This window comes from Weissella muntiaci (genome assembly GCF_008107635.1).
Classification (GTDB): Bacteria; Bacillota; Bacilli; order Lactobacillales; family Lactobacillaceae; genus Weissella; species Weissella muntiaci.
This window is the reverse complement of sequence record NZ_SDGZ01000025.1, coordinates 26448-41096: the sequence shown is the minus strand read 5'-3', so window position 1 is coordinate 41096 and position 14649 is coordinate 26448. Positions and strand designations below refer to the sequence as shown.

General features: G+C 37.3%; 15 protein-coding genes and 1 pseudogene. All 16 read right to left on the bottom strand.

Annotated features, from left to right (window positions below; all coding sequences use genetic code 11):
• Positions 1-154: 154 nt before the first annotated feature.
• The 16 genes and pseudogenes from ESZ50_RS10360 to ESZ50_RS10285 all read right to left on the bottom strand — a co-directional run bounded on the left by ESZ50_RS10360 (position 155) and on the right by ESZ50_RS10285 (position 14615).
• Positions 155-490, bottom strand: a complete 336-nt coding sequence (locus tag ESZ50_RS10360; protein ID WP_148623705.1) for a hypothetical protein — start codon at positions 488-490, stop codon at positions 155-157.
• Positions 491-618: 128 nt separating this feature from the next.
• Positions 619-1356, bottom strand: a complete 738-nt coding sequence (locus tag ESZ50_RS10355; RefSeq protein ID WP_148623703.1) for a hypothetical protein — start codon at positions 1354-1356, stop codon at positions 619-621.
• 43 nt (positions 1357-1399) lie between these two features.
• Complete coding sequence (locus ESZ50_RS10350) at positions 1400-3034, bottom strand: relaxase/mobilization nuclease domain-containing protein (protein ID WP_148623702.1); 1635 nt, start codon at positions 3032-3034, stop codon at positions 1400-1402.
• Position 3035: 1 nt separating this feature from the next.
• Positions 3036-3662 carry a plasmid mobilization protein gene (locus ESZ50_RS10345; protein WP_342781912.1) on the bottom strand — a complete coding sequence of 209 codons (627 nt, stop codon included), beginning with the start codon at positions 3660-3662 and terminating at the stop codon, positions 3036-3038.
• A gap of 99 nt (positions 3663-3761) precedes the next feature.
• The gene (locus tag ESZ50_RS10340) at positions 3762-4037 is read right to left on the bottom strand and encodes a hypothetical protein (RefSeq protein WP_148623700.1); all 276 of its coding nucleotides are present in this window, start codon (positions 4035-4037) and stop codon (positions 3762-3764) included.
• Positions 4038-4106: 69 nt separating this feature from the next.
• Complete coding sequence (locus tag ESZ50_RS10335; RefSeq protein ID WP_148623698.1) at positions 4107-5600, bottom strand: ArdC-like ssDNA-binding domain-containing protein; 1494 nt, start codon at positions 5598-5600, stop codon at positions 4107-4109.
• Between the two features lie 63 nt (positions 5601-5663).
• Entirely contained in the window at positions 5664-6185 is a 522-nt protein-coding gene (locus ESZ50_RS10330; RefSeq protein WP_148623696.1) for a hypothetical protein, read from the bottom strand.
• Between the two features lie 59 nt (positions 6186-6244).
• Positions 6245-7330 (bottom strand): hypothetical protein, encoded by a 1086-nt coding sequence (locus ESZ50_RS10325; RefSeq protein WP_148623694.1) that lies wholly within the window; start codon positions 7328-7330, stop codon positions 6245-6247.
• Positions 7331-7390: 60 nt separating this feature from the next.
• Positions 7391-7873, bottom strand: coding sequence for a hypothetical protein (locus ESZ50_RS10320; RefSeq protein ID WP_148623692.1), 483 nt, complete (start codon positions 7871-7873; stop codon positions 7391-7393).
• A gap of 70 nt (positions 7874-7943) precedes the next feature.
• On the bottom strand, positions 7944-9089 hold the full coding sequence (locus ESZ50_RS10315; protein ID WP_148623690.1) for a toprim domain-containing protein: 1146 nt from the start codon (positions 9087-9089) through the stop codon (positions 7944-7946).
• 74 nt (positions 9090-9163) lie between these two features.
• Complete coding sequence (locus ESZ50_RS10310) at positions 9164-9712, bottom strand: hypothetical protein (RefSeq protein WP_148623688.1); 549 nt, start codon at positions 9710-9712, stop codon at positions 9164-9166.
• Between the two features lie 89 nt (positions 9713-9801).
• On the bottom strand, positions 9802-11622 hold the full coding sequence (locus tag ESZ50_RS10305; protein WP_148623686.1) for a VirD4-like conjugal transfer protein, CD1115 family: 1821 nt from the start codon (positions 11620-11622) through the stop codon (positions 9802-9804).
• Positions 11622-12140: a DUF3801 domain-containing protein gene (locus ESZ50_RS10300; RefSeq protein WP_148623684.1), complete on the bottom strand. Its 519-nt coding sequence runs from the start codon at positions 12138-12140 to the stop codon at positions 11622-11624. Before ESZ50_RS10300 ends, ESZ50_RS10305 begins: the two co-directional genes overlap by 1 nt.
• Positions 12141-12184: 44 nt before the next feature.
• The gene (locus ESZ50_RS10295; RefSeq protein WP_148623683.1) at positions 12185-12433 is read right to left on the bottom strand and encodes a hypothetical protein; all 249 of its coding nucleotides are present in this window, start codon (positions 12431-12433) and stop codon (positions 12185-12187) included.
• Between the two features lie 205 nt (positions 12434-12638).
• Positions 12639-13241, bottom strand: a pseudogene (gene fic, locus ESZ50_RS10290) (protein adenylyltransferase Fic); the annotation flags it as partial.
• Positions 13242-13328: 87 nt separating this feature from the next.
• The gene (locus ESZ50_RS10285; RefSeq protein ID WP_148623679.1) at positions 13329-14615 is read right to left on the bottom strand and encodes an MICOS complex subunit MIC60; all 1287 of its coding nucleotides are present in this window, start codon (positions 14613-14615) and stop codon (positions 13329-13331) included.
• Positions 14616-14649: the final 34 nt, after the last annotated feature.

Sequence of the window (14649 nt, the reverse complement as noted above, 5' to 3'; positions counted from 1 at the left end):
CAACTTTTGGGGTTCACATCAACGCTTGTGAAACGTCCTGAGAGGGTTCTTTTTAGTTTGTGAATTGATCCTTGTTCACAAAGTGTCTTAAAACGCGCCATTGCGGCAACTATTCATAATACGCATTATGTAAACGAACTTTGGTATATCCAATTCAAATGGATATGGTAATTGTCGCACCATCTGTATCTGAAATAATCAATCCGTTGACGTCATAATTCATTTCATTGAAATGGGTATTATAAGATCCATGTAATTTTAAATTTTTAAAGTCTTCAATTTTAACCCATGTAATATCCACCACAGACTGACCATAATCATTTACACGATAAAGAACGTCACAATAATCGTGCATGATTTTACCATTTACCAGGCGAACCTCAATTTCACTGTCTTCTCCAGTTCTACTTAACTTGCCATTTCTAAGCAGTCCCTTCAAAATTTCTTCACTTCGAAGTTCTACTTCATAAGGTACTGGTTTTGCTACCATGTTTATTTCTCCTAATTCTTCAATTTTGATTCACTGAATTTAAATGTCTTTTCCAAAACTTGCTCGATATTCACTTTAATTATACCTCAGACTGAGCTCGGTCGATCGTGCCCCCTCATCAAACAAATTCAAGAAATTATTTTCGCCTCTTTTGTTATTTTGTTCAATACATTTTTTCGGTCCAAATAAACTTTATGCAATTCCTCAATTTGTAATTCAAGCTTCTCTTGGTTATGTTGCTCGTCAATTACAGGAATACCTTTTAAATCATCAAACACTTCTTCAAATGTTTCTCCATTATTTTCAGCAAACTTCAAAAGAAACATAAAAGTTGCTAACACCTCTTTATAATTTTTAAGAAATGTACTAACTAATTTTGCAGTTTCCTTTTTTTTAAATGACGTGGCAGCGTACTGCCTCATTTTTTCTATATATAATATTTCATTATTAAATTTTACTTCAAGTTGATTTGGGTCATTCGACTGATTCCATTTTCCACTGTCATCGAGAACTAACATTAAACTAAGATTCGCCATTCTAGTAGTTCTAAAAGCAGTGATTGCTGTTCCCCAAACAGAATGATTTAAATCTACCCCACGTTCGTCATCTCTTTCAGTATATTCGTACACATTCAACAAACTTTTATCATAATCAGATAAAATCATGTTAAACAAACTAAAAACCTCTACTTTGTTACTATACAGTGCCCTTCGATTATCCTTTTTCACTTGATACACGACCCATGCCGTTCCTGCTATTATTGCCAACAACGCGACAAATGAAGCAGAAGCCGTATAAAAAACCGTCCAGTTCTCCATTTTCCAATTTTTAAAAAGCAACCCAAATTCACCATTTGCTAATATCATATATCACATATCCTTTATTTTATTCAATTTTTATTATACATAATCAAAAATGTAATTTTGGGCCTTCTTTATTTTCGACTTTTCGTTTAGTTGCAACTACTTCATTCAAATACTCGAATTCTTTCAACGTTGAGTTTAGTTTTTTATCTAAGAGTTTTCTCGACGTTTGGTTAGATTGTATCTCCGACTGAATGAGGTCAATTGTGATACCCTCGGGTGAATTTTCTGCAATATCCCCCGTCGCAATTTTTTTAACTGTCAAATTAAGTTCAATAATTTTATCATCTAGCTCGCTCAATTTGTCCTGGGCTTCCTGTACGGCATTCTTCAATTTATCTACTGCGTTATCAACTTGTGCACCACTCGTTACGCCATGATCAGCCAAAAAATTAATTGCTTTCATCATTTCATCGATTGTTGAAATAACCATTTCCTTTCGGATTGGGATTGTGCCATTGTACAAACTCATCTGTTTAACCAGGCTTGCTCCAGTCAAATATCTGTTTTTATCTGCTTTCTTCTCATTCATAAAGTAGAAATAATCACTCTGCTTTATGTACAATGACGCTCCACCATTTTCTAATTGATCGATCTTAAACCCTGGTACAAATATCTGACCACTCTGACTAATTCCAAAGTCTACTTTTACATATATTCCACGATCAGTGACTTGATCGATCTGCCAAGGTTCCAAAATTAATTGATAATCAAAATCATTTTTTACTGTCTCTACTTTTTCTTCGTAACTCGATACTACATCGTCAACACTAATATTTTGATCCACGTTGTCTTTTAATGTGTCGATGATTTTATCAAGATTATATTTTTCTGGATCGCTTTTTTGTAGTGATCGACCACGGGTGTTTTTGATCTGTGGTTCATCAAGCAATTTATACGTGGCCCACTTTCCCGAAAAGTCTACTTCTAAATTTAATGCTGCTGCTTTTGTTTTAAAGTCCTCAATATCTGAACTGAATTGTAACAAGTGATCTAAACGTTGCTTGATCTTACTTTTGTAAATATTTTGAGTTTGCCACAACGTATATTTCTGGTGGGTCTGTCTTGGCGACTTAACAATGATTTTTGCACCAGCTTTTTCCGCAATCTTATCCGATATTTTTTCAAAGGTACGCTTGGTATTTTTCTGCCACCTAAAAGCATTACCAGTGACCAGGTTAGTTGAATTAAAGATAATGTGATTGTGTAAGTGTCCCTTATCCACGTGAGTAGCAATTACAAATTCATACTCTCCTCCGGTCAATTCGAGAACTGTTTTCCTACCTATCTCATGAACTTCTTCTGGAGTTAAATGATCCTCTGGCGAAAAGGATTGAATCAAATGGTGTCCTAAGACCGCATTATTTTTCTCTAAAGAACTACGTTGAAATACAAGTTCCCCTGTCTCCGGATTCAATTCATAGTTAGTGCCTTTTTGTTTTGCCGCGATCTCTTTGGTTGTTAAAAATTCTTCTTCTGCATTGTATACGTCGATAATTTTGTAACCCGAAACCAACTGTTTACTCAGAGTTTTATCGTCGTTCATGATGTAAGGAAAAATATTATCCAGGTGTGAACTCTCACTTTTTTCAACTACTGTCTTCAAAGCATTCTCGACGTAACTCGTGGCACTTCCTAAATGAGATAGCTTGCCAATTGTTTTGTGCTTCGTATAAACCATTTTAATTACTCTCTTCTTTATTATTTTCGATCAGCGAATTAATCACATCTGACGGCGTAATCTGTTCCTCATTCTGGCCGATTATCTTCTCTGTTCTGATTTCCTGATCTAATTTATTTGATACAAGTTCCTTTAAATCACTCAAAATTTTTTCAAGTTCAGCAACTTCTTCCGGCGATATTTCATTAAACAAGTGGGCCAACTTAGCAAGTTGATTAACGTTATTTCCAATTCGATTCACTTCGCTGTTTAGTGTTCGCAATTCAGAATAATCAACATATTTTACTTCTCCATTAATCAACATCATTCGTGCAAAATTCTGGAAATTATTGAATATACTTGCCTCAACTTTCTTGTTGATATACTCGTTTTCTTCTTTGCTAACTCTGAATTTTTTCTGTATTGGTCTTTGTAATTCATATTTTTTTTGAGCTGTCATAATGATTTCCTTTCTCTTTTTGGTTATGTAAAAAACACCAACTACAAAATAGCTGGTGCAAAAATTATTACTATGTTTTATAAATGGGGATTGGGGCAACGCCCCAACTATTAGATACAACCCAACCGTTTTCTTGGTGGGGTTATATCTAAAATATCGCGACATGGTACCATGTTGCTCTGCTTGCAAAAGATAAAGCCTACTCTTCATGGCTAAGAAAAAGCTTGTTTTTCTTCTCTTTATTCCGCGGGGTTTGGGGTGCCGAGCACCCCGATTGCTCTACCCTAACTATTCTGGATATGCCGCAAAAAAACTATCCATCAGCGTATCAAAATCACTATCTGACTTAATATCTTTGATTGCTAAAACGGTCTGCTTATATTTATCAAGATCCACATCGATCTCATTATCGTGATAGCTGTTTGCTAACCCAATAATCAAATTGGTTAATTGATGTTGGTTCACATCTTTTAAATCTTCTTTGATTTTGGGCGTCTCACTCGCTGGATCTACCAACATAATTTCACTAATCACTTCTAACATTTCAACTTCACTGAATGCCATTTTAATCATCGTCCTCCTGGTCATGATTGATTCTACTTGAAAGCGCCTGCACCCTTTTTTCTAATAGATTTACAGGCTTGTCACTTTTGGGGTGGCTTCAACCACCTTACTTCCAACTGCTGCACTAACTGCTTTTACAACTTGTTGAGCTTCACTTACGCGCTCTTCAAACTTATTTTCTGGCTTCGATAAACTAAGCGACTTTTCCAACGTTTCATCAATCTTGTTGATCAAACTTCTAGCCTCGTTGGTAATTGTTTCTAAGCTAGTTTGAAACTCTTCTAACTTTGCTCCGTTATCAGTCCATGAAGCTAAGTAACCGAATGAATACTGAGCTGTATCGATTCCCAAATGATTTGCCACAATATATGCGACTGATTCGGCTTCAAATTCCTGCACTGAATAATCGTTGCTACCAAATCTTGCCTGTGAATTTGCGTGCAATTCTGAATGCACAATTTCATGAATTAAAGTTTTAATGGTCTGTTCTTGGCCCATTGCCGCCTTAATAACAATCAGATTTTCAGTTGGAGAGTAATAACCTTTTGCTCCAGCTTCTATCTTGGATTCATCGCGCATTTCAATTGGTACGTTTGCTACTCCACTCAATGATCGGTACACTTCTGGGAAATTTTGTGATCCACCTAAGTCATTCGTCAATTCAGAAATTGGCACTGGTAATTCTTTTCCTTGCGTCTGACTTACATCAAATACCGGAACTAATCTAAAAAATGTTTCTGTTTGAATTTCGCCATTTTTATCTACAATCGGCTTATTATTGGCGTCTTTCTTTTTGACCTTCATAGGCGCATATACATATAAAGCTTTAGATCCTTTTTGAACTGAGCGGCCTAACTCTTTCCATTTTTTAAAGCTGGCAACATTGCTCGCTTCCGGCTTTTGCATTAAGATCAACTGATTATTTCTACTCGAATACTTATGAAACTTCGCAATAAACTTCAAATAATTCTTATACTGATCAGTATTAAGATAATTCTTCACGCCATTTTTCAACGTATCTGAAAGTCCCTTGTAATCTTTGTTTTTGATCATATTTTGCAGATCGACCTCATCAGTATTTTCATTTACTGCCGTTGATTGTCCGCCCTTAACATTTTGAATAAACAACTTCTTTATTTGATCTACTGACAGATCACTTCGATTGTTTGCTAAAAGTATTTCCTCTTGAGAATAAATTTCATCTAACGGTAAATCATTTGTCGCATTCAATAATGCCCCTGCCAAAGTTCTAAAATCATTGGATTGTGATTCCCCATTAAAGTCATAAATCACAGTTTTAAATTGAGTTCCCGATCCATAAGTAAATACAAAATCTCTATTACTATTAGGCTTTAGATTTTTTCTAATAAATGCCTTTGAGAGTTCATTCAAAGGCTCGTTTGGATCGTCTGCAAATAATAACAATGTATCTAAACGTGCTGGAAATAATTCTTTTGGCACTGCTTGTATTCCAACCATTGAATTAATTTGCTTGATATTATCCGCTAAACTTCCATACCACTCGTTAAAGTATTCCTGACTATTTTTATCTACATCAGCCATGTTGTTACTACCTTTCTTTTCTCAAAATAAAAAGCAACCTTTAAATTAAGGTTGCTTTCAAATTTAACGACTACGACCACCTAAAGTTGGACCATGGTGTGGTTGTAAATTTTTTATTTCTATACTGAGTTCAACATTCAAGTTTTGCGCCTGTTTTAATTCTTCACGTAGTTGATCATAACGTTGTGCAAGTTCATAATATTTAGCTTCCCACCTTTTCGTTTCACTTTCTGCTGCCAGCCGATTAGTTTGTGCGTCATCTACATACTTACCTAGGAGTTTTGCTGAAAATCTTGCGTTTTCTTCATTTGCATTCATCAAACTTATTTTATTCTTTTCATCAGTAATATCTTGATTAATTGAAGAAATCGAGCCTTCTATTTTAGTAAGATGCTCTATCTGAAATTTTTCTGTATCATTCTGCTTATTTAGAATTTTACTATGGTCAGTTGATAATTCATCAATCCCCTTATCAAGCCTTTTATTATCCCGAGACATAGTAATGAAGACTGTTATTATAGTCCCCAACGCTCCAAGGATCCCAAGTAGTTGTACCCAATTCATAACGCTATATTCTCCGATCATCTGTATCCTCCAATTATATAAAATTTTCACAATACATAAAAGTAGAGTTTTCTACTTCTCTACTTTTTTAAATTACTTTGTTTTGGTTCAGCGTTAAGAAAATCATTCAAAACCTCTGGTGTAATCTCTACACCTAAGTTTTGTAATTTAAAGCCGGTAGCTAGGTCAACATAATTATCGTTTTGTGTATACGACTTAACCTGATTAATCTCATTACCTATAAAGGTATCTCGATCAACTAAATAACTTTCAACCTCCACGTCGTCTTTATCAAAGATCCTCAACTCAGCCAAACTACCACGATAATATGCAGCAACCTCGTGCTCCAAGTAATTGATAACTTCGTCTTTATTGATACCTGGCATTGTATTTTGATCAAGGAAATAATGTAACTGCCATGATTCATTCGTAGCCTGATCTTGTGCCGAGTGCTGAATAATTTGTTGATCATTAGCTTCTAATACTTGGTTAGCCAACTCAACAAAAGTTTCCATAAACACTGGATCTTTTGACGAGCCAATTGGATCCATACCTTGCAAAAACGAATGAATCTGCTGATACAAATCCGGACTCACGTGGGATTTAATTTTCGCAAGAATCAAACTTAATTCAGGCTGTTCACTCTTGTAATTACTGATCAAATTCTCGTCAAAATAAGGCACTGCATTGCTGCTATCTGATACCAGGTATGCAATCTCCTCTGTTAATGGATTGTATGCCACTGGTTCATTTTCAGCCTGGATCTCCAAACTTTTTGTGCTTATTGCTTTGCTAGTTGTTTTATTCATAAAATTGTTTTCTGCTCTTTCTTGAAGATTCTCATAGGCGGCCCGCGATAATGTAATAGGCTCAGCTAAGATTTCTTCATTTGTCCTGGTGTAGCCAAAGAACTTGTGGGCTACCTGTTTAAACTCTGAGTAACTCATTAACCTGACTGCTTCTGAAACAAACAAATTATCAAAACCAATGTCATTGTTGGTCGCCAATTTTGTTAGATACCCAGCAACATCGCTTGCCATAACTTTCTCTAGAATATCTGGTGCGGCGACCATTATTGCTTCACGAGTACCTTCGTAATATCCCACTTCTAGTGCGCTCTCTCGGACGATTTCCTTTTTCAAACCCTTAATCGATTTCTGATTCATAACTTACTCCGCGATTATTTGAAAAAGTAGAAAAGTAGAGTTTTCTACTTCTCTACTTTTCTACTTCATTGTCTTAGCTGCTTCTTTGACCTCTGTATTTTGTCCCACTGATTTTTGTGCTGCCTGTGCCTGTTCAACTCGATCACTAAACGGGGTTGATTTACTTGCCGTTTGCTTCGCCGCTTGTTTATCAACTGCCTCACGAACACTTTGTTTGAAACCAAATTCCTGTTTGTATGCTGAATCAAGTCGAGTTTCTAATTGTTGATTGACTTCTTTGTACTCATTTTGAATTGATTCTTTTTGCTTAACCAATTCCTGATATTCATTTTTATTTCTGTTTAGGGCGCGCTTCTCGAGCGTACCCGAAAAGCTATTAGGGTGATGTTGAATGAACTGCCGTTGATCGATCATTTTAAGATCCAAATTTAAAATTTGGTCATTTAAATGCACGTAGTTTGTTTCAAGACCTTGACGTTTTAGGTACAAGTCTTTAATACCGTCGTCAATTGCCATTAGATCATCTAAATTTCCATATAACATAACTTCTTCCTCATTTCGTTTTCCTGACAAAAGTAGAGTTTTCTACTTCTCTACTTTTCCACTTCGTTATTTAAATTGATTTCGCTGCCATTTTTTCTGGCTGAACTGATCCAGTATTATCTGCTTGTGCCTTATTCAGCCTTGCTTCAAAAGAGTTTGTCTTAGCCTTAGATCTTACATACCTCAACATATCGTTCCAATCCGTCTTTTCTTTACCAGGTAACATCTTGGGTAAATGACGTACAACTGGAATATTCTCGATGTTGATTTTGTCGATAAACTCAATTCCATGTACGTCATTATCAACAGCAAATACGATCTTGAATATATCCGATCGCATATTCTTATCGACTGTCTCCAGGGCTTTCTCTTTTAGCTCAGGTCGAGCGTTTGGATTAATGGCGTCTGCTAATACATTGCTGATCACAACCGGCTTCTTACCGTTCATAGCCACAAGTACAGCATTGTTTAGGTTGTCTTTGAATAAGTCGTAATAACTCAACATATCGATTGGAGCTTCAAATACAAAGACTGTATATGGATTTTCTGGCGTGGCGTTAGATAAATCAGGATTACCAACTTTCAATACCATACCTTGATTACCGTCTCCTAGCGTCCGTTTTAAATGACCACGTTGACCATATTCCTCCTTGGCCCAAATGCCTTGTAATGAAACTCCTTTGACAACACCTTTTGCGTCGATACTCTTAAAAACAACAACCGGCTCGGATTTATGATTCTCAAAATCGGTAGTAAAGTTTGTCTGAGCTATTAGTCCACGTTTAAGCAAGTTCTTAACAGTGCTTTGTGAAATGCCACGTTCCTTGGTTAGATATTCAACTGTTAAATCTGTATACTCGTGTTCCTTGAACTTATACTCAAATTCTTTGCGTTCAACGGGTACGTATTTAAACTTCTCAATATCTTGACCAGTTAGAAACGCAACCGCCTCACCAAAACTCACATGTTGAATCTCTTGGACTAATTGAATCGGGCCACCATGCACTCGTTCTCCGTTTTCATCTGTCTGTGAGTAATAGTTAAAATGGTTCCAGGCTGGGGTGATTTTTAAAGCGTCGTGATCTCGCCATTCATATTCCTTTCCTGAACCAATCTTCTTCATATCCATGCCCAGGGATTGGGCCACATCGAGGATATTCATTTGTCTTGCTGTGTTATACGCTTCTTGACGTTCCTTTAACGAATGATAATTCATGTCCTTTCCTCCAAATAAAAAAGCAACCAGTTAAGGTTGCTTTGCTTGGTAGAAAAGTAGAAAACTCTACTTCTCTACTTTTTCATATATGGCGACAATTCTTTGTGGATTGCTTCTCTGCATTGTTTAATAGTTGGTTCAATAAAGTATTCAATGGGCGTGTCCTTTTCCAATTCAACTAAATATTCATCAACGCGATCCTCATACAAGGTCTCAACTGCTTCATGTAAATTACTAACCACGTCAACAAGTGAATCGTTTGTACTCATGATCTTATGCAATGGAGTAGCTTTAGTTAATCCGTCCGTTACAACCCATTGATTGTCCTCTTCAATCACTGCCCCAACAAAAACAGTAGACGTATTCTTCTCCTTGCCAGGATATACATAAAGTAAAATATCATGTTCATAAATTGACTTATTACTACCTGATCCTTTTTCAAACTCACCAGTCCAACGTTCAATATCATACAAATCCTCTGGCTGGTTCGGAAAGCTTTTGTTTGGCAACTTCACATCCACAGTAACTATCTCACCATTTGTATTTGTATTAAATGCTGTGATATTTGTGTAGCCAACTGCTTCTAAACTCCAGGCGCGTAAACGAACATTAATGTTTTTCATGTTAATTCCCCTTTCAAATTAAAAAGTAGAAAACTCTACTTCTCTACTTCTCTACTTCTCTACTTCTCTACTTCTCTACTTCTCTACTTTTAGATTACTTCCAACTCACCATGATCGATCACATTTTCAGGGTCAACCATGTATAGCAGTTCCTCGGTTTCATTTCTAAAGCGTCGATACTTGTACCAATTCGGATCATAAGGATCATTAGCCAACTGATCTGCGTACTTGTGATCTGTAACCTTGTACTTATGATCCATATAGACGTACTCACGTGATACGAAAAGCAAAGCATTATCTCCAGGAAGGCGGCCAATTTCATCAGGTGTCATTAAGTCTCGACCTTGTGTTTGTCGATTCTCGCTGCCGCCTCTAGTGCTATTCTGTACAGTATGATTTCTCAATTGAATAGTTTGCTTACCGGCACGCTTTGAAAGATACTCAACCGTTTCCTTTTCATCTCCACCAAGAAACAACAACGTATCTGCTAAGTTGATCATCGAGGCCCAACCGTTTTTGTACATTACCTTTAATTGATCTAGGGCTTGCAGAATTATCACAACTGACATTTCACGACTTCTGAATGTTGCTAGGGCTTTATCGACGTTAGGGATCTTACCAATATTGGCAAATTCATCAAGGATAAACCGCACGTGTAACAACCGGCCGTCTGCCGTTTTAGGCTTATAAGTACCATTCAACGTGCGATCCGCCTTATGACGTAAGGTTTCCATGATTGTAGTAACAAAGATTGCGGCCAAGAAATTAAACGCTGTACTAGTTTCAGGTAAGCCAATAAAGACTGCTGTCTTTTCCTCGTTCCATGATTCAATATCCATTGTGTCTCGCTTGATCATATCGATCACATCATCATGATCAAACACTGAATATCTGGCCGTCGCGATGGCGATAACACTAGTACGAGTCTCAGATCGGAAATTATTGTTAAAACTCTGCCATTGCTTGTAAGCATAGTTATTTGGGACTTTCTCGTTTAATTCCTCAAACCAGTCTTCAACAGGGCTTAGCTTCTTTGGGTCTTTCCGTTCAGTAAACCGAAGCATATCTGCAACCATACCCAAATGTGGCGTGTAGTCATTCTCGCGACCGTCAAACCATAGATAGCCTATAAAAGCACGAATCAACGTTGCTTCTGCTTGTACCCAAAAGTCTTCACCGCCCTTATCGCCTTTTTTCGTACTTTCTGTGATCGATTCCAAAACTCGATCAATATCTAGTTCTGTTTTCATGTAATTGAACACGTTAAATGTATCTGAATTAAAGCCAGTTGATTCACCTAAGCTGGCCAAGTCAAAAACTTTGACCTTATAGCCATTGTCTTCAAGCATTTGACCCATTTCATGTACCAATAAGTCTTTTGGGTCAGTGGTGACAAAACTAGCGTTCATCTGCATAATATTTGGTTTGACATAGTTAAATGTTTTACCTGCACCAGGGCCTCCAATGACAACAGTGTTTTTATTTCGTTGCGCATCTCGATCAAGGTTGCGGTTAAACAATCCCATTTGAGCATTCTCTGTAAAAATGATATTGTTATCAGGATTTTTATCCTGGTACTTTTTCATTTCCTCTGGTTTAGCAAAACGCGCTGAACCATGTTCTTCTCCAACGCGATAGATTCCATGATCGTTACCATACATGTATAAGAACATTCCTAAGATCATTCCGATGCCAGCTGCACCAACAGACCACCAGTTAAACATGAATACATAATTCAATAAGTGATCAGCTAGTTCATGCCAACCTAAACTCGACGTTACGTAGACAAATTTATCAAGGCCGGTCAGTCCTGGAGCCGAAACGACCCAATTCCCTAATATAAATCCAACGGCTGCCAATATCATACTGATAACAAAATAGATCTTGCCATTCTTCTTGTATGTCTGCATTACTTAATACCTCCGATCTCTGGTGTATTAACCTTGATCTCTGGTGCATTTTGCTTTGGTAATTTGCGTTGATCTTCCAGGGCAATTGCAACCTTTTCAGCAAAGGTCACTTTAGTAGGATCCTTAACGATTCTGTTAGCTACACCGTCGGGATTGCTTAGCATATCGTTCTTAACATTCTCCAGGGCTTTAAATGCAAGTTCTTTATCCTGGACTTTAAAGAACAAATTTCGGCTGCCGTCCTTGTTTTCCTTAAATGCAAAAGCTAAGCCTTGTTCATTCAAGTATTCCTTTAGCTTATCCAGGCTAACGGATTCATTGACCAATTCTGACGTTAAAGGACTATTTGAATTATTTAGCAACTTATACAACGGTTGCTCGCCCACCATTGTTGTATTGATATGTGACTTAATCGTGTCACTTAACCAATTTTCTATCTGATCTAACAACTGTACCGTTGCCCGAATAGTCATATTTGAGCCAACTGATATTTTATGAATAACTTCTTTTTGTTCCATAATTTTCTCCAATAAAAAAAGTAGAAAACTCTACTTCTCTATCACTAAATCTTTTCAGATATTCCAATACCTGCTTCTGTTTCCAAATATTTTGGTAACTCGCCTAATTGATTGACAACTTCAATTCCTGCTGGAAAATATGCAGAAATTGTTTTACTCGTTGGTTCTTTTAAAATTTCGTCTGCTGGGCTTGCAATCACTGGATCACCGGTCAGCACAAAGGTGTCTGCGGCCTCAATCTGCAAAATATATAAGTTCGTACCTGTGATTTTTAAAATTCTTTTACTAGTCATACAATCCTCCAACTCAAAGTACAAAGTAGAAAACTCTACTTTTCTGCAATAAAAAAACAGAACCTCGAAAGATCCTGTTTCTGTCATCTATTTATTTTCTTGCTTTAAGATCGTTTTCAATAAATGGCTCCTGGTCTATGACCTGTGAATCCTTTTGCCATTCTGTCTTAGCAAGACGCTCATCAAACTTGTTCTCGATCGACTTCAACGATTCAGTAGGGTACTCAAAGTAACCCTCATAGAAATAACTTGCGTCGATACCCTTCATGTAGATTTGGCGATCATTAATTTCTGTGGTCATTGCGTCGTTTAACAACACCTTGATCTCAGTATCTTTAATGGGGCTACGCTCCATTGCTAATAAATAATCTTCTTTATCTACCTTTTGCCAATCAACAACCTTACCTAGTTCTTTTTTAAATACCAGGTCAAGCCAAATTCTTGTACTGCGGCCATTACCCTCTCTAAATGGGTGGGCCACGTTCATTTCAACATACTTCTCAACAATCTCATTGAAATTGCTCTGTGGGAGCTTATCAATGGCTTTTAAAGCTGGTTCAAGGTAAATACGTGGGACAAACTGGAAATTACCCTTAGCGATGTTTACGTTGCGAATTTGACCCGCAAAATCATATATATCATCGAAAAGGTACTTATGAATTAATGCAAGGCCTTTAAAAGTCCCAACCTCAACATTGTTAATTTCGCCCGTATCAAACAATTGCTTAGCACGTGTCTTACTAATTAACTCTTCCTTACGGCTAAGTTCAACCTGATCAGTAATATTTAATTTATTATCTAAAACCATAGTCTCGCTCCAGTCCAATTAATTTATTAACCCTAGTTTACCCTATTCAAGTATAAAAAGTAGAAAACTCTACTTCTCTACTTTTATTTATGCGTGCATAGTTACAACATTGTCGCCAACTCTTTGGCTTTCAACATCTTTGATTACTTGCTCGTGATCCGTATTGAAATCATTCAATGCTTCCTCCAGGCCATTATGCAAGCCCTCATTTACTTCACGCTGGAGCATTTGCAACTCGTCTGTCTTACCCTTCAAGATACTATCAAGTTGAGCGGTTTGCTTCTTATACTCTGAATCGATCTCTTGTGTAGCTTGTTTGGCTAATTGATCCGTTGCCGACTTTACGTCGCTCTTCAACTCAGCTGCAAAGTGTTGATCGATCTCGGACAATTTTGCTTCATGCCTGGTGTTTTCTTCGGTAATAGCTGCACTCTTTTGAGTGTCATTTTCTTGGGTTAGGCTCTTGATAGTATCATGCTTTTGCTTCTCCAAACGGGCCTTAACTTCGGGCTCGATCAAGTGACGCTTATCCAGTTGCCGCATTTCTGTTGCAATCCTGGTCTTTTCTGCCGCCACGTAGGATAGCAAGCTAGCACTGATTGCTGAACTTGTCTGCTTCACAATACCCCGTAAATCTACCGTTGCGCTTTTAGCTTCAACAGAATGCCCTGGTGCTGTCTCCTCACTCGTTATTTCCGTATCAGTTTTAGTTTCTACTGGATCAACTACAACTGTGCTTGCTAATGATTCAGGTGCACTTTCAGTTATTGGTTGTGTCTCAGACGAAACTGGAGTTTCTTCAACTTCTCGATCTACTAGCTCCCTAGTCAATCTATTAATTTTTTCGTCCTGAGCTTTCATCATTTCCTGCTGGGTCTTCATCATTTCACGCATTGCTTCAAGCTCAGAATTTCCTGTCTGCTCCGGTACCTTTTCTGTCGGAGCAGGTGCATTTGAACCGCCCTTTGATTGTGCAAGCAATGCTTTCATCTCTTCTGGCATATCCGGTTCAACATCTTGCTGACTTGCTTTGTTCTTATCATGTGGTTCCTGTGGTTTTACAAATACAGGACCGTCATCGAAAATCTTTTCATCAAACGGCACGTACTTCTTTGAGTATAGATCGCTTAGCAATTCATCAATATCTGTACCTGGAGACAAAGGTAAATCCACCTTGATTGCAACAAAGATTTCCTTACGCTTATTCGCAAGACTTTTCGCAGCGACTACTGATCCTTTTTGATTACTATCCTCTAAGCGATAACTCTCAGATTCAATAATACTTATTAGTTCCTCAGCGCTCTTTGGGTCAAACTCTCCAAAGTTTACTGGATTCACAAGTTCATAATTGTATTTCTTACTAAAGATTCCCACTATAACCTCCTAGGTATGTAAAAAAAGCAACCTC